Here is a 22,769-nt window from a genome sequence, read left to right as displayed (position 1 = left end):
TTGTGAGGTAAAAATGCTTAGGTAAAATAGTCGATATTCGATTTGGGAAATTTCTCAAAAATCTGCTCGGTTATAAATTGGCGCAGCGCATTCGCTTGCTCATCCGGGTACACATATTTGCCTTGACCGTACTTGCCCCACTTGTATTTTCGTTTGGTTTCATCAAGCTCCAGCTTTGTTTTAGGATAACGCTGCTCAATGACCCTTTTTGCCGTTTTCGTAAATCGGTGCTGGATCAGCTCGAAGGTCAGGTCTGTGGTAGCCTCTTCGGGAAGCGTTTCTTTGAGCTTTTCTAAAAGCTCCTGATATCCATCCTCCCAGCCCTCATGCCATATGATCGGGGCAATAATAAAGCCGAGCGGATACCCGGCTTGTGCGACCTTGCCTGCTGCGATAATACGCTCAGCAAAGCTGGACGTGCCCGGCTCGAAATTTTTAATGACATAATGGGCATTTACGCTAAAACGAAACCGTGTATGCTTATTGTGCTTGGCATCAAGCAATGGCTCAACATGGTGGAACTTGGTTACAAAGCGTAGCCGGCCTAATGGCTCTTTGGCCATAAATTCAACCAATTCCTTGAGCGAGCCACCAATATGCTCAAGACCTACTGGATCTGAGGTACAAGCTGCCTCAAACCGTGTGATCTCGGGTGCCCGTTCTTCGATATATTGCTTGGCGGCCTTGAGAATATCATCTGTATTCACATAAATTCGGATATAGGGCTTCGCCCCCAATGTAGTTTGCAGGTAACAATAATGGCAGTGGGCCATACAGCCTGTGGCAATTGGAATCGCATACTCGGCGGAAGGCTTGGACTGCTCGAACTTTAAGGTTTTGCGGATGCCTACGACAAGTGTCCGCTTGGCAATTTTATATTTCTCCAAATCGCTGTCACCCGGTAAATTCATGATGCGATTGTGCGAAGAGGTCATATGGATGGGGAGCCCTTTTTGCTTAGCCCACTCGAGAATTCGTTGTCCTTTGGGATAATTCAGTGCATCCGGCTCAAAATAAACGAGTTCCGGCACAAAAACCTGCGTTTGCCTGATAACCGGGGTTAGCAGCTCAGTAGACATAACACACCTCCATTTATTGATATTGCTCGGCTTGCTTCGTCTTTCTGGCTATGTTATAGTAAAAAGCGCTTATGATGACCTTAGTTTGCTTCTTAAGTCTGCAGATCATTCTTCTACAGATGGATTTACTTCAATATCCAAGCAAGGTCATTGATGATGTACGGGAGGAACGCAAATGGCTACACCAAGTATGGAGGATTACCTAGAACGTATTTATAAATTGATCGATGAAAAAGGCTATGCTAGGGTATCGGATATCGCTGAGGGGCTGGAGGTTCATCCTTCGTCAGTGACCAAAATGATTCAAAAGCTGGACAAGGATAACTATTTGGTTTACGAAAAATACCGTGGGCTAATCCTGACTCCCAAAGGGCAAAAGATGGGTAAACGCTTAGTTGCCAGACATGACCTGCTGGAGCAATTTTTAACGATAATTGGCGTATCGGAAGATACGATCTATAAAGATGTAGAAGGTATAGAGCACCATCTAAGCTGGGATTCAATAACTTGCATTGAGGCACTGATCGAATATTTCAAAAAAGACCCAAAACGTAGCGAAGATCTACTGAATCTCAAAAAAGAGATGGACGAGTCCTAAGAGGCTTGAAAGAGGTTGAAAAATAACCGCCGTTTGAATATGGCGCGTTTCAGCATGTGTATGTGGAGCAATAAATAATTCTGGGAAACCACTCGCTTTTGGAGTGGTTTTTTTGTCCTGCAATCCATATTGAATGCAGCTATAATCGAAGGACGACTTGTATAAGAAACTTGCAAGAAATCCGGCGGATGTACATATAGATAAAGTTAAGACTTCCATCAAAGAGATAAGGGTGTGCCTTAAGCCTTTAGGAAACAAGAAGGGATGGAAGCGCCCCGAGAACACAAGAGTCTGCCAACGCGCATGGGAGTCCAGAGGGCAAAGCTCTTTGGGTCCCTCCCTAATAGGGAGGGTGGGAGGGTGAGGTGATTCCACTGAAGATCAACGCAGTATTCCAAGGAGGCGGAGTCAAGGGCGTTGCCCTAGCGGGTGCTATTGCAGCCGCCGAACAAAAAGGTATTAAGTTTCACCAAGTAGCAGGTACCTCGTCAGGTGCCATCATCGCTTCTCTCATAGCTGCAGGATACAATGCGGAGGAGATGAGGGCAATAATCCAAGCGACGCCATTCCGTGCCTTCTTGCAGCGCTCTAAGCTGTTTGACACCAAGGTCATCGGGCCTGCCGCGCGCTTTCTGCTCAAAAAAGGCTTATATTCCGGAGAAGCATTGGAGAACTGGATCCATCGGCTGCTGCTGGCGAAAGGGATTCGTACCTTTGGCGATTTATTGCCAAACCAATTAAGAATCATCGCATCGGATATATCGCAGCGCAAGCTGCTAGTGCTGCCGGATGATATTGCTCAGTATGGGATCAATCCTCAGTTATTTAACATTTCCAAAGCCGTTAGAATGAGCACAAGTATCCCTTATTTTTTCGATCCTGTTATTATACGCAAAGCGGCGGATAGACGTCTTCCCAACGAAACCTTTGCAGATCAATTCATTTATGTCGTCGATGGAGGGCTGCTTAGCAATTTCCCCCTTTGGATCTACGATTATGATAAGGTGCCTGCTTTTGATGAGATGATCCCCACGATCGGCTTCCAGCTGGTCGGAAGAGGTGCGAGCATGCCCAATACGATTTACGGGCCGCTGTCGATGTTCAAAGCGTTATTCTCCACCATGATGGAAGCTCATGATGAACGATATATCGAGGACGTTAACCGATTTCGGACTATCAAAATACCAACATTGGGTGTCAGCATTACCCAGTTTGATATGTCCATCGAAACGAGTATGCTGTTGTACGAGTCAGGCAGGCTTGCGGGTGAAAAATTTTTCAGTAAATGGAGGGCAGTGGATTACAAAGAAAATTTCATCGAGCATGTACTTCGCAAACAGTAAGCAATAAGAAGCATGATGTGGAAGCATACTCTAGAATACAAAAGTATACAGCGGTTTCAAACAGTATAGCAGTATATAGCGGCATAATATAGCATTATGCAACCGTATAATAACAACAAAAAAACGGCGAGAAGCTCGCCGTTTAGTGGTATTTGGGAGGCTCATCCGAGCTTCCTTTGCTGCCGTTGATTACACGAAAAGTCGCATCACGGGTTCGTTTTTCTTTGGTTCTGCCAGATCGGGTAGTGGTTGTTTTGCTTTTGCCCCATTTGTTTGGCGGAAATTTAAACAGTAAGAAAATGACCCCGAACACTACAATAGGGATAATATATTGAGTAGCTCGGGATACAAGTCCGATTAAAGCTAATCCAAAAATGATGTAAGTAGCAATAGAAAAACGTCCGGATTTCATCGCGCTTCCTCCTAAGGGTTTTTGCTCAATCAAAAACCAGCATCGTAAGAATAAACTTGATTGATCGCATAGGCTTACTGTACGTAAACTTCTGCTTTTTATCTGAACTAAGCTCTAGCTTGCTGGTCACGCTCAAGCATCCGGTTAAAGGATGCAATGGATACTTCCACCTGGGTGTTATCCGGCTGCTTGGTAGTGAGCTTTTGCAGCCACAGGCCAGGATATCCAAGGTAACGCAGGACAGGCACTTCACGCAAGCTATTGGTGAAACGAAGCACTTCATAGGAAACGCCAATAACGACAGGCAACAATACAATACGTTGTATAATACGCTCAACAAACGAATCGTATGTGAAAAACGAATAAATAATAACACCGACCAGAACGGTGAAGACGATAAAGCTGCTGCCGCAACGGTAATGCAGGGTACTAAACTTCTGCACATTAGCTACTGTAAGCTCCATGCCTGCTTCGTACGCGCTGATGACCTTATGCTCGGCTCCATGGTATTGAAACAAGCGTTTAATCATCGGTGTTAAAGAAATGAAATAGATGTAGGCGACCAACAAAATAATTTTGATCAGCCCTTCAATCAGGTTATGACCAATTTGGTTCTGGAATACGTTGGCAAATAAAAGCTGCTCGATAATGGGAGGTATCAGCGTGAATACAAACTTCCCGAATACAAAGGATAATACCCCAACCACGGCTACGCCAAGGATCATGGAAACCTTGCCGGCAATGGATTCCTTTTGTTCCTTCTTGGCTTCCTTAGGATCTTCTTCCCCTTCAGCAAATGATTCAGCAGAAAAGTTCAGATGCTGTGCACCTTTGGCGCTTGACTCGACAATGCCAACGATACCGCGGACAAAAGGGATTTTCTTTAACATTTGTACCCATCCGATTTCTTTCTTGGGTACTTCAAAATATTCGATGGAATTATCTTTACGGCGTACCGCCGTGACATGTACAGATCGGCCTGCAAACATAACCCCTTCGATCACAGCTTGCCCACCATAAATTCCTCTTGGCTGTTCTTTTTGCGACAACGTTTTGCACCTTCTTTTTGTAAGTATGAATGAGCTTTCTTCATTATTGTATCGGATTCAAAGAGAGAAAGCTACTATCGTTTAGTTCACAAAAAATTGCGTATACTATCCATACTCCAGCCCAAGACAACTTCATATGCAAAATGAACGGAGGAAACGTATGAATGGTAGAAAAAATCAAGAACACCACACGAGTAAATGGTTTTTTTCGTTATATATCGGTTTTTTTGCTGGCTTAATAGGGGGAGCCCTGAAAATGTTTGAGAGCTTATTCCACTTTAGCAATCTGACTCCGGGATTTATGGTTGAACCATTTTTTAAAAGCAGCTTTTTGGTCACTTGGCAAGGATATATGCTGGGCTGGGGCGTATTTATTTTATTTTCGATTGTTGCCTCTCTGCTGTATGCGTTATTGCTCGCTAAATCGGCAGGGCCATGGGCAGGCTTAGGTTATGGAGTTGTTTGGTGGGGGCTTATATTTTTATTGGTGGGTCCGATTACGGGAATGGTGCCGTGGATTGCCTATATGGATTTAAAAACGATCCTTAGTGAATTTTGTTTATTCGTGCTTTGGGGACTATTTATTGGGTATAGCATTGCCTTCGAATTTAATGATGAGCGCATACGCGAGCCGTTCAAAAAAAGCAAGCAAAACCCTCAGCCAGAGTAATCTTGCCAATGATTCGAAAAAACAGTTCTCAAAGGGAAGAAACTTATGGTAAAATAACAGGTATGCGTATTTTAGTATATTGTTATTCGTTATGGAGGGTCTACTTTGAACCGTATCCTAGTGTTAAATGGTCCGAATTTAAATATGCTGGGTGTTCGTGAGCCAGGTATTTATGGTTCTTGGTCACTGCAGGCGATTGAGGAGAACCTTCAAAAGCTAGCTCTGGAGCTGAGCGTGGAGCTGGAATGCTTCCAATCCAATCATGAGGGCGCTTTGATTGATAAAATTCATGAGGCTTTCGGCAAGCAGCAGGGGATTTTAATGAATCCCGGGGCGTTTACTCATTACAGCTATGCGATTCGTGATGCGATAAGCGCGGTGCAGCTTCCAACCGTGGAGGTACATATTTCCAATATTCACAAAAGAGAGCCGTTTCGACACATCTCCGTTATTGCACCCGTTGCGCTTGGGCAAATAGCCGGGCTTGGTGTAGTCGGGTACGAGCTGGGCCTGCGCGCACTAGTAGAGCACCTTAATGATGTGAAATGATTAAGCTTAGGCTCGGAAGCACGAAGAAAGTTTTCCTACGAAAAACTCTTAGGAGGGGAATCCATTGCAACAGGGACGATTGGACAAATTGCGGGCTGCCTTACAGGAGCATCAGCTACAAGCTTTGCTCATCACCAATGCGACGAACCGCCAATATATGACGGGCTTTACCGGAACATCCGGCTATGTGCTGATCACTGAAGCAAAGGCGTATCTGCTTACCGATTTCCGTTATATGACGCAAGCTCCTTTACAAGCCATTGGCTTTGAGGTTGTCGAGCATGCTCCTAAACCAATGGTTACCGTTAAAGAGCTATTGGAGCAGCAAGGCATTACCAAGCTAGGCTTTGAGCAAGACGATGTAACCTATGGTTCTTTTCGCAGTACAACTGAGGCATTAAGTGGTATTGAGCTAGTGGCAACCTCTGGTTTGGTAGAGAAGCTGAGGATGATCAAGGATCCCACGGAGCTTGCTGTTATGCAGGAAGCCGCTGATCTGGCTGATCGAACCTTTGACCATATCCTAGCCTTTATCCAAACGGGCACTAAGGAGCTGGATATAGCGCTTGAAATTGAGATATTCATGCGTAGGAATGGTGCAACCTCTACCTCATTCGAGACGATTGTGGCTTCAGGTGAAAGATCGGCATTGCCACATGGCAAAGCCAGTGAGCGTGTGATTGGAACCAATGAATTTGTTAAGCTGGATTATGGTGCATATTACAAAAGCTACTGCTCAGACATTACCCGTACTGTGGTTATAGGGAAGCCAACCGCCAAGCATAAAGAAATTTATGACATTGTGCTTGAAGCTCAGCTAGAAGCTTTAGACAAGATCAGGCCGGGGATGACAGGCAAGGAAGCGGATGCGCTTGCCAGAAATGTGATCGTTCGGTACGGATATGGCGCGATGTTTGGCCATGGAACCGGTCACGGATTAGGAATGGAAATTCATGAAGCACCGCGGCTATCGGTGCAAGGCGATACGGTTTTAACACCAGGTATGACAGTGACGGTCGAACCAGGCATTTATTTGCCAGGCTTTGGCGGGGTTCGCATCGAAGACGATATCGTCATCACGGATACCGGTATTCACATATTAACGCATTCAAGTAAAGATTTAATTGTGCTTGATTGATATTACATCTTTGGCAGCAGCTTGGATAAGCTAATATGCATCAGGCTTGCTGCTCACAATTTTGGGAGGTATTTTTCCGTGATTTCAGTAAACGATTTTAAGACAGGCCTAACGATCGAAGTCGAGCATGACCTATTTACCGTTATTGATTTTCAACATGTAAAACCAGGCAAAGGCGCTGCATTCGTGCGCTCCAAGCTGAAAAACCTTCGCAACGGCAATACCGTTGAGCGCACCTTCCGTGCGGGTGAAAGCGTTGGCCGGGCTCATATCGAGAACCGTGAAATGCAATATTTATATGCCAGCGGCACCGAGTACACGTTTATGGATACTGAAACCTATGACCAATTCAGCTTGGATGCCAAGCAATTGGAATGGGAGCTTAAATTTCTGAAGGAAAACATGATGATTCATATCATGAGCTACCAAGGCGAAATCCTCGGCATTAACTTGCCGAACAGCATTGAGTTGAAAGTTGTTGAAACGGAGCCAGGAATCAAAGGAAACACAGCTACTGGTGCAAGCAAAAACGCTAAGCTTGAAACGGGCTTGGTTGTACAAGTGCCGATGTTTATTAACGAAGGCGACACCCTGTTAATTGATTCCCGTGAAGGCAAATATATTTCACGTGCTTAATTAATCTTAAAGCAATAGATCCATGCCCATATGTATGTGCTGACATTTCATGTCCACTACTTTAGGTGTGGATTTTTTTGTTTTTTACGACGATGTGATCAATTGGAGGTACTGATATAAGGTAAAGTGTAAAATAGATTACTCTTGATTGACCTATCAAGTCCTTCTATAATGATGTTTAAGTTTAGAATAAAGAGTGGTGCAACTTGAAGCTTAACCTGTATTTAAAAGTAAGGAGACCAAACCTATGAGAATTTCCATCGAGCTAGTGCCAAGACGTATTGAGGTTTTGCAAAATGAGCTTCAATTCATTAAAGCTAACTTTCCTACGATTAATACTGTAAATATTCCCGATCTGCTGAGGCTGGATATACGGAGCTGGGAGGGCTCAGCGTTTTCTAAACCCTATTACGAGTATTGTATTCCCCACATACGAGCCATTGATTTTGGCATGGACCAAGAAATCGCTATCGCGGACTATTTGAATCAAAACCAAATCACCGAAATTCTTATCGTCACGGGCGATTATCCGCAAGACATTAACAGGGAAATTTTCCCTACAACAAGCATTGATCTTATTAAAAAAATAAAGTCCGAGCAGCCTCATATTCGCGTTTATGCAGCCATAGATCCTTATCGAAGCAGCATAAGGGAGGAATTTGAATACATCCAAAGAAAGCGGGATGCCGGCGCTGACGGATTTTTCACGCAACCGTTTTTTGATATCAGACTTATGGAGGTTTATCAGGAATTGCTAGAGGGTGTGGATATCTTTTGGGGAGTGTCGCCCGTGATTTCACAGAAGTCTCGGAACTATTGGGAAACCAAGAATAATGCGATTTTCCCAAAAGGCTTCGAGCCTACCCTGGAATGGAACGTTAAGTTTGCTAAAGAGGCTCTGGACTTTTCCCGAAAAACGAATAGTAATCTCTATTTTATGCCGATAAAAATTGATTTAAAGCTTTATTTGGAAGGAATTTTCAACTGACTAAAATTTTGAATATAACCCTTTATTTACTTGTGAATGTGATATAATGCAGGAATATTTAGGTAAAAGGGGATGTCCGTGGTGTCACTGATTGAAGTTAACCAGGTTCGTAAAGTATTTGAAACCACGGTGAGGCGCAAAGGAAGGTTTGGTACACTAACGAGCCTTTTCCGTCCCGAGAAGCGGGAAGTCGTAGCTGTGGAGGAAATTAGCTTTTCAATTGAAAAAGGGGAAAGCGTCGCTTATTTGGGACCCAATGGAGCCGGCAAATCGACAACGATCAAAATGCTGACGGGAATTTTGGAGCCCAGTGGCGGCAGTATTCATGTAGCTGGCTTATTGCCCCACAAAAACCGCAAGCAAAGCAGCTATCAAATTGGGGTTGTGTTCGGACAGCGGAGCCAGCTTTTATTTGATTTGCCTGTCAAGGATTCCTTTGATTTGCTGCGGTACATGTACAGTATTACATGGGAACGTTACCATCACAATTTGCGGGAATTTTCCGAGATTCTGGAGGTTGGCCATTTATTGGATCGTCCGGTGAGAACGCTATCATTGGGGCAGCGCATGCGCTGCGAAATTTTGGCAGCCTTATTGCATGATCCTGAGATTTTATTTTTGGATGAGCCTACGATTGGACTGGATGTGGTCGCCAAGGAACGTATTCGTGCCTTCATTGAAAAAATCAATCGGGAAAAAGGCGTTACACTCCTGCTGACCACGCATGATATGAATGATATTGAACGGCTTTGCCACCGGACGATGATCATTGATAAAGGGAAATTGATTTATGACGGCAGTTTGCAATATATTAAGGATAATTTTGCCACGGAGCGGCAGATTCGCGCTGCATACTTAGACGCTGTTTCTGCAAAGGCGGTAGCGGAGGTCTTCGCCCACTGGGAAGGTATTAAAGTACATACGGATGAATTGGTTGTAAGGATAACCTATGATCAAACTCGGGTCGATACCTCTGAGCTCTTAAAGCTGCTATTGGACAGAGCCAATCCCCGTGATTTGACGATGCAGGATGAAAGTGTGGATGCCTTAATCAGCCGAATTTATCGCGAAGGCATGGATGGGAATCCTAAGCAGCAGCAAAGGATCGCCAAGGAGGCGATCGCACAATGATGCAAACCGTCCAACGCATGGCGGGGATGTCCCGAATTGCTGTTCGTCAAAGGATGCAATACCGTTTTGATTTTATTATGACGTTGATTTCGACCTTGATCTTCTGCACCCTATTCTTCATGCTTTGGAAAGCCATTTACCAATACTCCACGAATACGGTCATGCCTTGGCAGGAATTGATCACCTATGTCATGGTTGGACAAGCAATTAATTTTGCCAGATGGTCCCCAGCAGAACGGGCGCCTGTGTATGAGGTAGCCAGTCGCGTTCGCTCCGGTGATATCGCCTTGGATTTGATTCGACCCGTCGATTTTCAATTGCAACGATTTATGGAGGCTTTTGGCTATTTTGTCGTGGAAATGCTTTGGGTCAACATTCCGGCAATGCTGCTGCTTATCCTCGTGCTTGGCATCTCTCCACCGGCAGATGTGTATGCTGCGCTTGGTTTTGGAGTCAGCCTGGTTATTGGCTTTCTTGTCGCGTTCAGCTTAAACTCGATTGTGATGATGGTTTCGTTCTTGACGACGAACACCTTTGGCGTCCAGGTGGCCAAAAAGGCTTTGGTCGATATTTTCGCCGGAACGTTGATTCCGTTTCAATTTTATCCTGCAGCGATGCAAAAGGTGCTTGAATACTTGCCGTTTCAGGCAATGGCATATATTCCTTTATCCATATATACAGGACGGTTATCGGGCTGGACGATGATGGTTTCGTTACTGGAGCAGCTTGGCTGGGCTCTGGTTATGATTGTTCTTAGCCGGCTCTTGTGGATGAAAGCATCCAAGCACATGACCATTAATGGAGGATGAACATGTTAATTCCGAGAAGAAATATATGGCAGCAGTCGATTTATTTAATGGGCTTATACGGCCAATATTTGAAAATTTATTTAAAAACATTAGTGGAATACCGTTCGGATACGCTAATTGCCGTAGGTGCAGGCATATTGGCACAAGGCAGTACGCTGCTGTTTCTGACGGTTATCTTCCAGCGAATCCCTAAGCTGGCGGATTGGAGCTTTTATGAAATGATTTTTATTTTTGGGCTTGCCGCAACGGGTAAAGCGCTCAACCAAACTTTGTTTAATGCCCCTTTTTCGTTGACGGGCTATATCCGCCGTGGGCTGATGGATGTGATGATGGTTCGCCCGGTGGGTGTGTTATTCCAAACAATCGGGCTGTCGCAGGAGTTGAATGGCGTCGGGCAGCTTGTCACAGGGGTCGTAATTATGGTTTATTCCGCAGCACATTTGGATATGTCTTGGACGGTGTGGACATTCCTTTATTGTATGGTCGCCTTATTCAGCAGCGCTATTATTCAATTCGCGATCCTGCTAACAATCAGTGTACTGACCTTCTGGGTGCAGGAAATCCGTTCACTGATTTATCCAGTGAACTGGCTGTATGATTTTACACGTTATCCGCTGGAGATTTTCCATCCAATCCTGCGCGTATTGCTGACCTATGTGATCCCATATGCATTAGGCAGCTTTTTCCCGGCGGCATTTCTGCTGCGTCCCGAGCAGTATAGCTGGGCGGCTTGGGGAGTTCCGGCTGTAGCGGCAATCGTGATGGCCTTGGCTTATTGGCTGTGGTCGTTTGGCATTCGAAAGTATTCGAGTGTGGCGGGTTGAGGCATGGGAACCTAGAATCATATACCGTAGGAACGGAGCTAATCCAATGTCCACACATCCTTTTCAACAAATCATAACGAGCGAACAAGAAATCAGAGACCTCGTCGGTTATCCAAGCGAGCTTGTCCAGAAAAAAACGATTACACATATAGACCAACATTGCCGTGATTTTATCGCATTGTCTCCCTTATTATTCGTATCTACAGCAGACGGGCAAGGGCGTTGTGACGTATCGCCCCGCGGGGATGCGCCTGGGTTTGTGTTAGTTATGGATAAGCAGCATTTGGTTATTCCTGAACGTCCAGGCAACCGCAGAATCGATTCATTTCGAAATATTTTGGAAAACCCGAGAATTGGATTACTATTTATGATTCCTGGTCTGGAAGAAACGCTAAGGATGAATGGGAAAGCCGTGATCATCAAAGACGAAGCGATTCTGGGCAGGATGAAAGCAAGAGATAAGCAGCCCCTATTGGGCATCGGAGTAGAAGTTGAGGAATGCTTTATTCATTGCGCGAAAGCGTTCAAACGCTCAGGAGTCTGGGATGCGAAAACCTGGTCACCGGGAAATGCTTTGCCTTCCATTCCAGCGATATTAGCAGCCCATGTAAACTCCAAGGCATACCCAATAGATGTGATTGAGAAAGGGCTGCAGGAAAGCTATGTGAAGCGGTTATACTGATTGTACGGAATCGATATGCTTCTAAAAAAATAACAAAGAATGTACCGCAATTCATGATAAAATAAAGTCATCAAGTTTTACATGAGGAGCTGGTACTTTGAAGGTCAAAGCCGTTATTTTTGATTTATTTGAGACCTTAGTCTCTGAATTTTCAAAAGGGGAACGTATCTCCAATCGTTTTTATAATTATATGGATTTTTTAGGCATGACCAATGAGGATTTCAAGAAAGAATGGGAAAGTCGGCACCAGCAGCGAATGGAAGGCTTTTTCCCTAATTACATAGCCGTTGTAAGAGATATTTTAGAGCATGCTGGGTTACGTTATCATCCCGAGACCGTACAATACTTATATGAAAAAAGAGTAGAAGAAAAGAAATTGCCTTTCCTTACGATTCGTCCTGACCTTATCAAGCTGCTGCAAAATCTGCGGGACCATGGTATCAAGCTGGCTCTTATTAGCAATTGTGCCGAAGAGGAGGTTACGGCTTGGAAGGAGTGTGAGCTCGCTCCTTTTTTTGACGAGGTGATATTTTCTTATCAAGCTGGAGTGGCTAAGCCTGATCTGCGCATCTATCAGTTGGCTTGCGAACGATTGCAGGTTACCCCTGAAGAAACCATATTTATAGGCGATGGCGGTTCCAATGAATTAGAAGGAGCTTATCAAGCAGGACTGCATGCTTATCAAGCGATTTGGTTCCAGGCCCGTGTTGAAAGCACGTATAAGAAATTTGCACTTCCTTTAGAGGTGATCAAAGAATTAGATTTTCCCAAGGAAGATACGAGTTTATGGACGATCAAAGAAGTAAACGTGTGGGATGTGGAAATTTTTTGGCAGCTAAGGCTTGAAGCCTTAAGGCTAAATCCGGAAGCATTCGGAGCATCTTATGAGGACTCCCTGCGAGAATCAATGGCTGATGTAGTAAAAAGAATTAAAAATGATGCAGATAATTACATTCTGGGTGCGTTCACCGAGGATGGTAAGCTGATCGCCATAACCGGATTTAGAAGAGAGCCATCCACTAAGCAACGACATAAAGGGATGATTTGGGGCGTTTATATCAAGCCTGAATATCGAGGGAAGGGTATTGCCAAAGAGCTTCTTACGGAAGTGATCGCCAGAGGACGGGAATTACGTGGTCTCCAGCAGCTTAAGTTGAGTGTGGTTTCGACGAATTATGCGGCATTCGAGCTTTACAAGAAATTAGGGTTTGAGGCTTACGGCTTGGAAAAGAATGCGCTTGTACATAAGGGCCAGGGATATGATGAGCATTTGATGGCCTATTATTATTGAACCGTTGGGTAAGAGTGTGAAGGCTTGGTCAAATGGACTTATGCTCACATCGTACCCCGGCCAAACTTCAGCTGTAAAAGTTGTCGTAGAATAAGAAGCAGAAAAGTTTAGTAAAGGGATGGGATGACTCCTGAGAGGTGATCGTGATGGATGTACCTGTTTTCCGCTACAAGGATTTTATGAAGGATGATTTTCCAATTAAGCATGAAATACGTACAGAGACGCATTTTAATCCGAGTCCCCACGGGCATGAGTTTCTGCAAATATGCTATATGCTGAATGGGGTTTGCAAGCATGTTGTCAACGATGAGCAGCGGGAGCTGAGGCGGGGAGACTTGTTTTCGATTCCCCCTTCGGCTATGCATTGCTTTATGCCGATTGATAGGCAAGCCTTTGAGCTGGTTCAGCTGGATTTTATGCCTTCACTCTTGGAAGGGCATATTGAGGAGCTTGCCCATGTTTCTTTGTCTCGTGTATTGCTAATTAATTTGTCACCCCGTTCACAAATTGTGATTGAGCGTTTGATGGAGGACATCAAGCTTGAAATGGAGCTAAAGGATGCCTACCATCAATATGCGGTGCGGGCAGATTTGTTGAAGTTTCTGGTGATTATCAACCGTGAAATTAGAGGCTGGGCGCATAAGGATGATTCTGGCTATGAACAGGCGATCCGCGAGGTCATCCATTATATGGAGCAGCATATCGACAAGCCGCTTTCTTTAAAGGAGGCAGCCGCACGCATCTCCGTATCTGCGAATTATTTTAGCTCCTTGTTCAAAGTCGTAACAGGTGTGACGTTCACCGGCTTTCTGCTGGAGCTTAGGTTGCGCAAAGCGGGTGAGCTGTTGCTGCATTCGGATATGTCTGTAGGTGAAGTGATGGAGGCGGTTGGCTATAAGCACACCGGCCATTTTTATAAAATGTTCAAGCAAAGCTATGCGGTAACTCCGTTCGAATATAAAAAGAATCAGGCAAACACAGGTAAATAGTGTAGCTTTGTTGGAAGATTGCGAAGTTGCCCTTGGGCACAGCTGCGTTATAATAAGGATGTAGCTAAATGAATGCGATTTCAATAATAAACAAAGCTTAATGTTTGGAGATGAAATATGAAAACCTTAGTCACAATATGGAAAAAAGAGCTAAAGGATTTACTGTTTAGCGAAGAGGTCATGAGCCAATTGCTGTCAGTCACCGACGTAGATTGGGTAACCGAGGACCAGCCATATGAGGCTGCCCAATTCGAGCAGGATATTCAGGGTTATGATGCCTGCCTGACTTCCTGGGGCTCGCCCAAATTTACCGCAGAAGTGCTTGCCAAGGCAGACAAGCTTCGCTTTATCGGCTATGCAGCAGGAACATTAACGTCACATGTGGATCCGATTGTATTCCGCAGCCCGATTAAGGTGGTTAATGCCAATACGGCATTGGCTCGATCTACCGCGGAATGTACGATAACGCTTATGTTAAGCGCAGCTTGGGAAATTAACCATCACCAGAACCGGCTCCGAATAGGTAATTGGGGAGCAAGCGGTACAGGTAACACCGTTATGGGGTTATCCGGGCAGACGGTAGGTATAATCGGCTTCGGAGAAATTTCGCGTGAGGTGATCCGGCTTCTACATGGCTTTCATACTAACATTCTGTTGTGTTCACCGTATTGCTCTGTTGATGAAGCACAGAAGCTTGGCGTTACTTTATGTAGCCTAGAAGAGTTACTAAGCCGCAGCCGGATTGTTTCCTTACATGATACGTTAACCACCGCTACCAGGGGCATGATAGGCAAAGCGCAGCTAAAGCTGCTTGCAGATGGATCCTTGCTGATCAATACTGCCCGTGGACCGTTGATTGATGAAGCGGCGCTCTTGGATGAGCTTTCATCTGGACGAATCTCTGCTGCGCTAGATGTTTATCATAATGAGCCTGTTGCGGTCGATTATCCGCTGCTGAATTTGCCCAATGTGCTATGCTTGCCACATATCGGTGCGTATTCAGGCTATTGGAAGTCGCAGTTGGGAGCGATGGTCGTAGAGGATTTGGTGAGATTCTCTGCTGGACAGCCACTGTTGCGAGAAATAGATGAGGAACGGTTTTTAAGGATGACGAAGATGTAAACATGAAATGCATAGCGTATTGCAGTAGAATAGAAAAGGTACAGTATCAAGAAAGAAAAGAGAAGGAAGAGGAGGAATAGATATGAAACTATCTTTTACTACGCTAGGCTGCCCGGATTGGGAGCTGGAAGTGATTATTCAAAGAGCTGTTGAATATGGGTTCGATGCTATTGACTTTCGGGGTGTAATGGGTGAAATGAACATCTACAAGCTTCCTGCATTTGCTGAAAATGTTCTGCATACTCGCGATCAAATCAGGGATGCTGGTTTAAAGGTGTCGTGCTTCTCGAGCTCGGTGCATATGTTTTCTAAAGAGAAATTCGAAGCCAATAAGGCTGAAATCATCGAATATGGAAAGCTTTGCTCCTTATTCCAAACGCGCTATATCAGGGTTTTTGGTGGGGCGATTGGGGAGACAAACCGGGCTGAAGCGATTCAGACAATCGTTAGCCATTTTCAGGAGCTAAGCGCGATTGTTAAGGAATACGGTGTGAAGCTGCTATTAGAAACACATGATGATTGGACATCATGTGAGGATGTAAAAGCGGTAATGGAGCAATTGGATACCGAAACCGCCGCTGTATTATGGGATCTTCACCATCCATTCCGCACACTTGGAGAGCAGCCGGAGCAGACTTGGAATGCGTTAAGCCCTTGGATTGAATATACCCATGTCAAGGATTCCGCCCTAAAGGCAGATACGGCTGGTGAATTCCAGTACTGCCTGACAGGCCAAGGAAATATTCCTTTAGCAGATATGTATAAGCTGCTTAATGATAACGGCTATGACGGCTACTACACCTTGGAATGGGAAAAGAAATGGCATCCTGAAATCGAAAATGCCGAAATTGCTTTTCCTCAATATGCACAATTTATGCGGGCATTAGCTTAATAAATCCATTGCCCGGTTTTAGAGCTTAATAGTACGGGACTTCAATAACAGCTCAAGCTAAATACGCCTGTCCTCATCCATGCTCAATCATAGGAGTTTATATAATGCACCGTTAGGAGCAGCTTGCCTGACGGTTTTTCGCGTTCAGACATATTCAGACGGTTTATTATATGGGTTGTTTAGAGGAGACTTTGGGCTTTAATTAAAATTGATCAAAATTTAATACGCATTTTTCTGGTCATGCCGTATAATGGCATATAACGGAGGTTTATTATACATAACAACATGTAATAATATTATACAGCTAAAAGGAGGAACCTTCATGGCTAAAATCATAATTACAGACGATGCCGCCTTTATGCGTAGGATGCTTAACACAGTAGTTACCGATTTAGGACATGAGGTTGTAGCAGAGGCAGCAAATGGTCTGGAGGCGATAGCCCTTTATAAAGTACTTCGGCCTGATTTGGTAATGATGGATATTACGATGCCTGAGATGGACGGAATTTTGGCAGTTCAGCATATTATTAAGCACGATCCGAGAGCGAGAATCATTATGTGCTCAGCGATGGGGCAAATAGGAATGGTGAAAGCAGCGATTGACTCGGGTGCAAGGGACTTTTTAGTCAAACCATTTCAGAAAGAACGTATAGAAGAAGCGATCGGTAAAGTGCTGAATATATAATATTTAATCCGCCTTCATATAAATAGCCACCCATCCACAGTAGCTGTGGTCATGGGTGGCTTTATTGCTAACTTTGGACGAGCAGCAGGATGATGGACGATAAGCAAAGGCAGGTGCTAATGAGGCACAGGAACAAAACAACCTGCTTGTGGTTAAGCCCTGCCCGAAGCAACCGATAATGGGCTTGGCTCGCATCTGCCTGATAGATGGATTTGCCTTGCAGGAACCGTTTGATCACGACGAAAATATTGTCAAAGATCGGAACGCCCAGCGCAAGTATCGGAATGAACAACGATAATACGGTAGCTTGCTTGAAGGCACCGTCCAGGGCAATGACTGCCAGGATAAATCCGAGGAAGGTTGCACCCGCATCTCCCATAAAAATTTTGGCGGGGGGCTTGTTATATCGCAGGTAGGCGACTGTAACGCCCACTAATATAATGGCCATAATGGCGGAATTCGTTTGTCCTTTCGCTACGGCTACAATAAACAAGGTGACGGCAGATATGGCAGCAAGCCCGCCTGCTAGGCCATCCATGCCATCGGAAAAATTAATGACCGTAGTCACACCGAAAATCCATAAAATCGTCAAGAAAAATTGCAATATAACGGGAAGCACCACATATTCGCCCGAAAATGGATTGTAAAATCCATCGAATGTAATCCCCGAGGCATAAACGACAACAGCGGCAGATACTTGTACAATCAGCTTAGGCAGAGCTGGAAAGTCTTTGCCTTTAGTTTTATACCAATCATCCAGTGTCCCTATTACTAACAATAAGACACCGCCTATAAAGAGGGCTCCGGTTTGCCAAGTGAAATCTCTTGTAAACAATAAATAGGTAACAAAAAAACCGATGAAGATCACATAGCTTGCCGTAAGCGGAATCGGCTCCCGATGTATTTTGCGTTCGACGTCTTCACGGGGCTTGTCCACAAAGTCTAAGCGGAAAGCTAGCTTGGCAAAGGGTGGGATTAATAACAAAACAATAACGAAGGATACTAGAAAGGAAAAAGCGTATAAAATAATTGTCACCACCGATTATTATGATAAAAATAAGTATACCTGCAAACTCGGAAATTGTCGATGAAGCGATTGGAAGGTAACACCAAATAACCTAATAACACCAGAAAAAAGGCTGCCCCTCCCACGATTTCGTGATTGGGACAACCTGAGGAAGCATGAGCTGATTAGCACTCAGCTCCGGTTAATTCATTGGTAAACATTTTTTTGTATTCTTGTGGTGTCAGCTTTTTGGCTGATTCGGCGGCATAGTGAATTTGTAACGCACGGCGTTTTTTGGTGGAGAAGTTCGGTGGTGTCCCATGATGGATCAGCCCTGAGAAAATCAGCGCACCGCCTGGCTTCAAAGGAACGGCAACATCCCGCTCCACCTGTACGCTAAGGTCGCATAGCTGCCAGTCACGGATGGCATAATGTGGAACAGCACCGTCGCGGTGCGAGTAAGGAATAACATGCATACAGCCATTATCCAATTCGGCAGGGTCAAGGGCAATCCAGATCCCAATTACGGATCTGTCAAAAGCTAAAGGACCATAAGCCATATCCTGATGCCATGGCTTCTCCGCGCCGCCTGTAGGTGGTTTCAAGATCGCCTGATCCTGTGCGACCTTGACGGATTCGCCAAACAGCTTGGTCATCGCGCCAGTGATGCCGTCCTGGAAAGCGACGGCCCTTAGCCGTTCATCGTGGTCGATGTAGTCGTGAACCTTGCGAGCTGCGAGTTCCTTCTCTTCATCGGTATGAAGCTCGGACCTAGGTTTCACGAATTGTACCTTGCCGCCTGAAGTACGGCCAAATACGATGTCCATCAAGGCATCCTTGGCATCAATGATTTCCTGCTCGCCTAAAGCTTCTTCGATAACGAGGTAGCCCTGGTCCCAAAATTGCTGGACATGCTCATCGGTTAAATCATGGATAGTAGCAATGCGATTCTCTGCTATGGAGTCATAACGGTATAAGGATTCAGCAATGTTTTTGGCTAAATTTTCTTCTTCCGGATTGTCATAGGAATACAAGGTACGTTGTTCTTTTTTGCTTTTCATGAGAGAGCCTCCTTCAAATTTTCCTTACCTTTATCCTAGCAGATAAAGGAGGCAGTAAAAATGAAGAGAGCGTGTATTTATTTATACTTAAACCGATATTGGCTATTTGTCGGGATGCTGTCCATGAGCACTGGAGGGCTCTGTATTCCATTTATAATGAGATGGGGGAGCGCCATAATAATCTTTAAACTGCTTGCTGAAGAAGTAAATATTATCGTAACCCAAAGCTTCAGCTACTTGGGAAACATTCATCGGTGTCTCCATAAGCAAATGCAGCGCACGTTCCAGCCTAACTGCCGTCATATATTGCTTGATGGAGGTGCCGGTATATTTTTTGAATAGGGAGCTTAAATATTCAGCTGAAAGCTGGACATGGTTGGCAATTTCCTGATGGGATATTCTTCGGCTGATGTCCTCCCGAATATAGCTGATAACCCGGGCAATAACCTGCTTGTGCTTGCTAGCCGAGGATGATTGGGCCTCGTGCTGCCAACGGTACAAATGCAGCAAAATTTGTTTCATCAGTAAATTATTTTCTGTTTCCTGCCAAAGGTGTTCTGGCTCACTAATTTGCAACAGCCGGTTGAGCAGAATTTCCATAAATAAAGGATCGCCGACAACTGTATGGCGTTCAGGCAGAACGCGAGGGTCAAGGCGCATAGAGTTGTCTAGAGGGGTAACTGGATTAGTAATAGGATGGAAAATATCAAAATGCACAAAAATAACGGTGAGTCGGTCTTCCTGATCTTGAACGGCATCCGTTACATCGCCAGGGCGAATCAGAAAGCAGCTGCCTTTGTGGATCGGAAACGATTCCCCATTAATCGTCATGGTGCCTTTGCCCGAGACGGCATACCATAGATCATAATCATGCAAGGGCTTATGGGGCCGCCAATGCCATCCAGGCTCGCATCTGGCTTTGCCAGCATTGCCGCTTCGCTGGAAGCTTACATGAAGCAGCGGAAATTCTTCGGTCCATTCCGTCGGCATAAATGACACTCCCTTTTAGTCCAATTGCGTTACAAGTTAGGTTTCAAGCATAATATGGCCGGTAAGGGACAGATCGTATCCATGTATGGCATGTAACTCATTGTGGAAGGCCGCGGATTTCAGGAGCTGGAGAACCGTGTCGATCCATGCTAAATTGCCAGGCTTTTTCAGCATAACGAGATCGTAGCGCTCTTGGATAAGTGGAATAAATTGTACATTGCCGACGAGCAACGCCGCCTTTTCGATCCCAATCCCCACATCAGCAACTCCGGCGGCAACCTTCCCCGCAACCCCCATATGGTTCGTTTCCTCTAGCTCGTAGCCGGATAGTTGCTGAGAAGCAATCCCGTGCAGCCTTAGTTGCTCGTCCAACAGCACCCGGGCACCCGAGCCTTTTTCACGGTTGATAAGGCGAAGCCCTGGCTTAGCCAAATCGCTCCATTGCTGCAGCTGCAACGGATTATGGACCTGCACGTAAAACCCGGCTTGGCGGGAGAGCAGGTTGACGACAACATAAGAGGAGCCTACCAGCAGCTTGCGGATATAGGGCAGGTTATATTCCCCAGTATCTCCATCAAGAAGATGCGTGCTCACAATATCAGACTCGCCCCGGTACATCGAGATCAGGCTGTCAAGGCTGCCAACAAAGGAGCGCAAGGGGCGGATCGCAGGCATGCTTTTTTCCATATGCTTGGCTAAAATATCAAGGCTTACATCTTGTCCTGTTATAACCAGATGGCGAGATGTATGCTGCTGGGGAGCTATAGGCTCCATCGGTAGGTGGGGCTGTAGCGGGCTGGCTTCAGATGGTACAGGTTGAGCGGCAAGCTGCATTTTTTTGGAGCGCGCCTTATAGGCTTCGAGATCACTAGCATCAACACGCATCTGCTTGCCCACCCGATAAGAAGGCAGATCGCCTTTTTTTATAAGATCATATACGGTTAGCTTGGAAATTTTCAGTAGCTTGGATATATCTTCTGTCGTATAGGACGTATCGTTGGACATACAAACCTCCCATGGCTCAGTTCGCGCCGGATTCCCTTTAACTTCAATATCCTATTGTATCATAATCAAACATGTAAGTATCTTAGTTCAAGAAGTAAAAATCAGGTGTTTTAAAGAATATTTTGAAATATTAGATAGTATCAGTTATATTTAGATATATCTATTTATAACATAGGAGGTACGTGAATGTTACTTTTAATGAAGAAAATAATCAAGATGAAAAGTGTGATGATAGCGATAATTGCCGTTACCATGCTGATGACAGGCTGTGGAACCCAGCAAGATCCAACAGCAAGTGCAGGCAATAATGGGCAAAAGCAAGACCAAGGGCAGACGCAAGGCGCGGCCCCCACGACACCCACAACACCCGCAGTATCCACAACTAGCCCTGTAGAAGCGGTAGAACTAACGATTTCAGCGGCGTCGAGTATGACGGATGCGTTAAAGGAAATTCAGAGCGCCTATGCTGCCAAAGCTCCAAATATCAAGCTGAACTTTAACTACGGAGCCTCGGGAGCCTTGCAGCAGCAAATCGAGCAGGGCGCACCAGCCGATCTTTTCTTATCAGCAGCGGTCAAAAATATGAAAGCCTTGGTGGACAAACAGCTTGTGGATGGTGCTAAACAAACCAATCTGCTAACGAATGAATTAGTTGTTGTTGTACCTGTGGATAGCAAGCTGATGATCGGAACCCCAGTAGATTTGTTGAAAACTGATGTAAAAAATGTAGCGATTGGTATACCGGAAAGTGTGCCAGCGGGCAGCTATGCCAAAGAAGCCTTAACCGCGGAGAAGCTCTGGGATGACTTGCAACCCAAAATGGTGCAAGGCAAGGATGTCAGGCAAGTGCTGCAATATATCGAAACGGGAAATGCAGATGCTGGCTTTGTGTATAAAACCGATGCCTTGACCTCACAGAAGGTTAAAGTGGCATTCGCTGTTGATCCGAAAAGCTACCAAGCGGTCGAATACCCGATTGCTGTTGTGAAAGCGACGAAGCATGGCAAGGAAGCGGAAGCCTTTTATACGTATTTACAATCCAAAGAAGCGTTGGATGTATTTATTAAGTTCGGATTTTCAGTTCCTAAGCGTTAATGATGGATATCCATTGGCAGGAATTTTGGGCTCCGATTAGGCTTTCGCTTCAAATCGCTTTAGTATCCAGTATCGTTGTGGCTTTGTTTGGGCTAGCGATTGCTTGGTGGATGTCACGACAATCGTTCAAGGGTAAGCTGCTTTTAGAAACGGTGTTTATGCTTCCGTTAGTGCTGCCACCGACGGTTATCGGCTTTTTATTGCTTGTAGCTTTAGGCAGAAAAAGTGCCGTGGGACGTTTCTTTGAATGGCTGTTTAACGCCCCGATTATTTTCTCCTGGTGGGCAGCCGTTATTGCGTCGGTTGTAGTTGCTTTTCCATTGATCTACCAGACGATGAAGGTTGGCTTTGCGATGGTGGATCGGAGCTTAGAGGAGGCAAGCCGATCGATGGGGGCTAGTGAGTGGCAGGTTTTTATATATATCACGCTGCCATTGGCACAACGTTCGCTAATTACGGCCTATATATTGGGCTTTGCCCGCGGACTGGGCGAATTTGGAGCAACCTTAATGATTGCCGGCAATATTCCCGGTAAAACACAAACGATCCCGACTGCCATTTATGTAGCTGTTGACGCAGGCAATACCACGCTGGCTTGGGCTTGGACGGGCGCTATTATCTTGATTTCTTTTCTGCTATTGCTAGTGACAGGGCGTAAAAGTAAATAGGTGTAAAATCCATAATGATAACCATTATCAATATTTATATTGCAAAAGCCTTTCTTT

The 22,769-nt window shown here is 45.1% G+C and carries 25 protein-coding genes; 18 read left to right on the top strand and 7 right to left on the bottom strand.

Going from position 1 to position 22,769, the window contains the following annotated elements; translation table 11 throughout:
- Positions 1 to 17: 17 nt before the first annotated feature.
- A complete protein-coding gene (splB, locus tag G9U52_RS14585) occupies positions 18 to 1,079 on the bottom strand; it encodes a spore photoproduct lyase (RefSeq protein WP_166150629.1) in 1,062 nt (353 codons plus the stop codon).
- Between the two features lie 175 nt (positions 1,080 to 1,254).
- Here splB and mntR point away from each other — a divergent pair, with 175 nt between their 5' ends.
- Both mntR and G9U52_RS14575 read left to right on the top strand, forming a co-directional pair.
- Positions 1,255 to 1,677, top strand: a complete 423-nt coding sequence (mntR, locus tag G9U52_RS14580) for a transcriptional regulator MntR (RefSeq protein ID WP_166150627.1) — start codon at positions 1,255 to 1,257, stop codon at positions 1,675 to 1,677.
- A 374-nt stretch (positions 1,678 to 2,051) separates the two neighbouring features.
- On the top strand, positions 2,052 to 3,020 hold the full coding sequence (locus G9U52_RS14575) for a patatin-like phospholipase family protein (RefSeq protein WP_166150809.1): 969 nt from the start codon (positions 2,052 to 2,054) through the stop codon (positions 3,018 to 3,020).
- 142 nt (positions 3,021 to 3,162) lie between these two features.
- Here the strand turns inward: G9U52_RS14575 and G9U52_RS14570 are convergent, their stop codons facing one another.
- Together G9U52_RS14570 and G9U52_RS14565 are read right to left on the bottom strand one after the other, a co-directional pair.
- Positions 3,163 to 3,432 (bottom strand): hypothetical protein, encoded by a 270-nt coding sequence (locus G9U52_RS14570; protein WP_166150625.1) that lies wholly within the window; start codon positions 3,430 to 3,432, stop codon positions 3,163 to 3,165.
- Between the two features lie 107 nt (positions 3,433 to 3,539).
- Positions 3,540 to 4,421, bottom strand: coding sequence for a DUF1385 domain-containing protein (locus tag G9U52_RS14565; RefSeq protein ID WP_375790253.1), 882 nt, complete (start codon positions 4,419 to 4,421; stop codon positions 3,540 to 3,542).
- Between the two features lie 220 nt (positions 4,422 to 4,641).
- Between G9U52_RS14565 and G9U52_RS14560 the strand changes: the two genes are divergently transcribed.
- From G9U52_RS14560 to G9U52_RS14490, 14 genes are all read left to right on the top strand, one after another.
- Positions 4,642 to 5,151: a YqhR family membrane protein gene (locus G9U52_RS14560; protein WP_166150621.1), complete on the top strand. Its 510-nt coding sequence runs from the start codon at positions 4,642 to 4,644 to the stop codon at positions 5,149 to 5,151.
- Positions 5,152 to 5,256: 105 nt separating this feature from the next.
- Entirely contained in the window at positions 5,257 to 5,700 is a 444-nt protein-coding gene (gene aroQ, locus G9U52_RS14555) for a type II 3-dehydroquinate dehydratase (protein WP_166150619.1), read from the top strand.
- A gap of 64 nt (positions 5,701 to 5,764) precedes the next feature.
- Positions 5,765 to 6,838: a M24 family metallopeptidase gene (locus G9U52_RS14550; protein WP_166150617.1), complete on the top strand. Its 1,074-nt coding sequence runs from the start codon at positions 5,765 to 5,767 to the stop codon at positions 6,836 to 6,838.
- Between the two features lie 78 nt (positions 6,839 to 6,916).
- Positions 6,917 to 7,474, top strand: a complete 558-nt coding sequence (efp, locus tag G9U52_RS14545; protein ID WP_166150615.1) for an elongation factor P — start codon at positions 6,917 to 6,919, stop codon at positions 7,472 to 7,474.
- Between the two features lie 247 nt (positions 7,475 to 7,721).
- Positions 7,722 to 8,462 carry a methylenetetrahydrofolate reductase gene (locus G9U52_RS14540; RefSeq protein WP_166150613.1) on the top strand — a complete coding sequence of 247 codons (741 nt, stop codon included), beginning with the start codon at positions 7,722 to 7,724 and terminating at the stop codon, positions 8,460 to 8,462.
- An 81-nt stretch (positions 8,463 to 8,543) separates the two neighbouring features.
- A complete protein-coding gene (locus tag G9U52_RS14535) occupies positions 8,544 to 9,593 on the top strand; it encodes an ABC transporter ATP-binding protein (RefSeq protein ID WP_166150611.1) in 1,050 nt (349 codons plus the stop codon).
- Complete coding sequence (locus G9U52_RS14530; protein WP_166150609.1) at positions 9,590 to 10,402, top strand: ABC transporter permease; 813 nt, start codon at positions 9,590 to 9,592, stop codon at positions 10,400 to 10,402. Before G9U52_RS14535 ends, G9U52_RS14530 begins: the two co-directional genes overlap by 4 nt.
- 2 nt (positions 10,403 to 10,404) lie before the next feature.
- A complete protein-coding gene (locus G9U52_RS14525) occupies positions 10,405 to 11,226 on the top strand; it encodes an ABC transporter permease (protein ID WP_166150607.1) in 822 nt (273 codons plus the stop codon).
- 46 nt (positions 11,227 to 11,272) lie between these two features.
- Positions 11,273 to 11,908 (top strand): pyridoxamine 5'-phosphate oxidase family protein, encoded by a 636-nt coding sequence (locus G9U52_RS14520; protein ID WP_166150605.1) that lies wholly within the window; start codon positions 11,273 to 11,275, stop codon positions 11,906 to 11,908.
- Between the two features lie 97 nt (positions 11,909 to 12,005).
- On the top strand, positions 12,006 to 13,199 hold the full coding sequence (locus tag G9U52_RS39980; protein WP_243767328.1) for a GNAT family N-acetyltransferase: 1,194 nt from the start codon (positions 12,006 to 12,008) through the stop codon (positions 13,197 to 13,199).
- 146 nt (positions 13,200 to 13,345) lie between these two features.
- Positions 13,346 to 14,188 (top strand): AraC family transcriptional regulator, encoded by an 843-nt coding sequence (locus G9U52_RS14505; RefSeq protein WP_166150603.1) that lies wholly within the window; start codon positions 13,346 to 13,348, stop codon positions 14,186 to 14,188.
- Positions 14,189 to 14,305: 117 nt separating this feature from the next.
- Entirely contained in the window at positions 14,306 to 15,310 is a 1,005-nt protein-coding gene (locus G9U52_RS14500) for a hydroxyacid dehydrogenase (RefSeq protein WP_166150601.1), read from the top strand.
- Positions 15,311 to 15,392: 82 nt separating this feature from the next.
- The gene (locus G9U52_RS14495; RefSeq protein WP_166150599.1) at positions 15,393 to 16,202 is read left to right on the top strand and encodes a sugar phosphate isomerase/epimerase family protein; all 810 of its coding nucleotides are present in this window, start codon (positions 15,393 to 15,395) and stop codon (positions 16,200 to 16,202) included.
- A gap of 322 nt (positions 16,203 to 16,524) precedes the next feature.
- On the top strand, positions 16,525 to 16,887 hold the full coding sequence (locus G9U52_RS14490; RefSeq protein WP_166150597.1) for a response regulator: 363 nt from the start codon (positions 16,525 to 16,527) through the stop codon (positions 16,885 to 16,887).
- A gap of 67 nt (positions 16,888 to 16,954) precedes the next feature.
- Here the strand turns inward: G9U52_RS14490 and G9U52_RS14485 are convergent, their stop codons facing one another.
- From G9U52_RS14485 to G9U52_RS14470, 4 genes are all read right to left on the bottom strand, one after another.
- Positions 16,955 to 17,914 (bottom strand): MraY family glycosyltransferase, encoded by a 960-nt coding sequence (locus G9U52_RS14485; RefSeq protein ID WP_375790252.1) that lies wholly within the window; start codon positions 17,912 to 17,914, stop codon positions 16,955 to 16,957.
- Positions 17,915 to 18,078: 164 nt separating this feature from the next.
- The gene (locus G9U52_RS14480) at positions 18,079 to 18,954 is read right to left on the bottom strand and encodes a phytanoyl-CoA dioxygenase family protein (RefSeq protein ID WP_166150593.1); all 876 of its coding nucleotides are present in this window, start codon (positions 18,952 to 18,954) and stop codon (positions 18,079 to 18,081) included.
- A gap of 102 nt (positions 18,955 to 19,056) precedes the next feature.
- Positions 19,057 to 19,944 (bottom strand): AraC family transcriptional regulator, encoded by an 888-nt coding sequence (locus G9U52_RS14475; protein WP_166150590.1) that lies wholly within the window; start codon positions 19,942 to 19,944, stop codon positions 19,057 to 19,059.
- Positions 19,945 to 19,980: 36 nt separating this feature from the next.
- On the bottom strand, positions 19,981 to 20,949 hold the full coding sequence (locus G9U52_RS14470; RefSeq protein WP_166150588.1) for a substrate-binding domain-containing protein: 969 nt from the start codon (positions 20,947 to 20,949) through the stop codon (positions 19,981 to 19,983).
- A 198-nt stretch (positions 20,950 to 21,147) separates the two neighbouring features.
- Here G9U52_RS14470 and modA point away from each other — a divergent pair, with 198 nt between their 5' ends.
- Both modA and modB read left to right on the top strand, forming a co-directional pair.
- A complete protein-coding gene (modA, locus tag G9U52_RS14465; protein WP_166150805.1) occupies positions 21,148 to 22,044 on the top strand; it encodes a molybdate ABC transporter substrate-binding protein in 897 nt (298 codons plus the stop codon).
- The gene (gene modB, locus G9U52_RS14460; protein ID WP_166150586.1) at positions 22,044 to 22,712 is read left to right on the top strand and encodes a molybdate ABC transporter permease subunit; all 669 of its coding nucleotides are present in this window, start codon (positions 22,044 to 22,046) and stop codon (positions 22,710 to 22,712) included. The genes modA and modB overlap by 1 nt, the downstream gene beginning before the upstream one ends.
- Positions 22,713 to 22,769: the final 57 nt, after the last annotated feature.

This window comes from Paenibacillus agricola (assembly GCF_011440305.1).
GTDB lineage: Bacteria > Bacillota > Bacilli > Paenibacillales > NBRC-103111 > Paenibacillus_S > Paenibacillus_S agricola.
The sequence above is the reverse complement of the archived record's forward strand: the minus strand, read 5'-3'. Positions and strand labels throughout refer to the sequence as shown.

What these genes read in the sequence shown, in the direction of transcription:
- G9U52_RS14500 (WP_166150601.1), top strand. Translation starts at nt 14,306, where the DNA reads ATGAAAACCTTAGTCACAATATGGAAAAAAGAGCTAAAGGATTTACTG.
- G9U52_RS14520 (WP_166150605.1), top strand. Translation starts at nt 11,273, where the DNA reads ATGTCCACACATCCTTTTCAACAAATCATAACGAGCGAACAAGAAATC.
- G9U52_RS14530 (WP_166150609.1), top strand. Translation starts at nt 9,590, where the DNA reads ATGATGCAAACCGTCCAACGCATGGCGGGGATGTCCCGAATTGCTGTT.
- G9U52_RS14480 (WP_166150593.1), bottom strand. Translation starts at nt 18,954, where the DNA reads ATGAAAAGCAAAAAAGAACAACGTACCTTGTATTCCTATGACAATCCG.
- G9U52_RS14495 (WP_166150599.1), top strand. Translation starts at nt 15,393, where the DNA reads ATGAAACTATCTTTTACTACGCTAGGCTGCCCGGATTGGGAGCTGGAA.
- splB (WP_166150629.1), bottom strand. Translation starts at nt 1,079, where the DNA reads ATGTCTACTGAGCTGCTAACCCCGGTTATCAGGCAAACGCAGGTTTTT.
- G9U52_RS14475 (WP_166150590.1), bottom strand. Translation starts at nt 19,944, where the DNA reads ATGCCGACGGAATGGACCGAAGAATTTCCGCTGCTTCATGTAAGCTTC.
- modB (WP_166150586.1), top strand. Translation starts at nt 22,044, where the DNA reads ATGATGGATATCCATTGGCAGGAATTTTGGGCTCCGATTAGGCTTTCG.
- G9U52_RS14540 (WP_166150613.1), top strand. Translation starts at nt 7,722, where the DNA reads ATGAGAATTTCCATCGAGCTAGTGCCAAGACGTATTGAGGTTTTGCAA.
- mntR (WP_166150627.1), top strand. Translation starts at nt 1,255, where the DNA reads ATGGCTACACCAAGTATGGAGGATTACCTAGAACGTATTTATAAATTG.
- modA (WP_166150805.1), top strand. Translation starts at nt 21,148, where the DNA reads ATGAAGAAAATAATCAAGATGAAAAGTGTGATGATAGCGATAATTGCC.
- G9U52_RS14560 (WP_166150621.1), top strand. Translation starts at nt 4,642, where the DNA reads ATGAATGGTAGAAAAAATCAAGAACACCACACGAGTAAATGGTTTTTT.
- G9U52_RS14570 (WP_166150625.1), bottom strand. Translation starts at nt 3,432, where the DNA reads ATGAAATCCGGACGTTTTTCTATTGCTACTTACATCATTTTTGGATTA.
- G9U52_RS14525 (WP_166150607.1), top strand. Translation starts at nt 10,405, where the DNA reads ATGTTAATTCCGAGAAGAAATATATGGCAGCAGTCGATTTATTTAATG.
- G9U52_RS14565 (WP_375790253.1), bottom strand. Translation starts at nt 4,421, where the DNA reads ATGTTTGCAGGCCGATCTGTACATGTCACGGCGGTACGCCGTAAAGAT.
- G9U52_RS14490 (WP_166150597.1), top strand. Translation starts at nt 16,525, where the DNA reads ATGGCTAAAATCATAATTACAGACGATGCCGCCTTTATGCGTAGGATG.
- G9U52_RS14470 (WP_166150588.1), bottom strand. Translation starts at nt 20,949, where the DNA reads ATGTCCAACGATACGTCCTATACGACAGAAGATATATCCAAGCTACTG.
- G9U52_RS14505 (WP_166150603.1), top strand. Translation starts at nt 13,346, where the DNA reads ATGGATGTACCTGTTTTCCGCTACAAGGATTTTATGAAGGATGATTTT.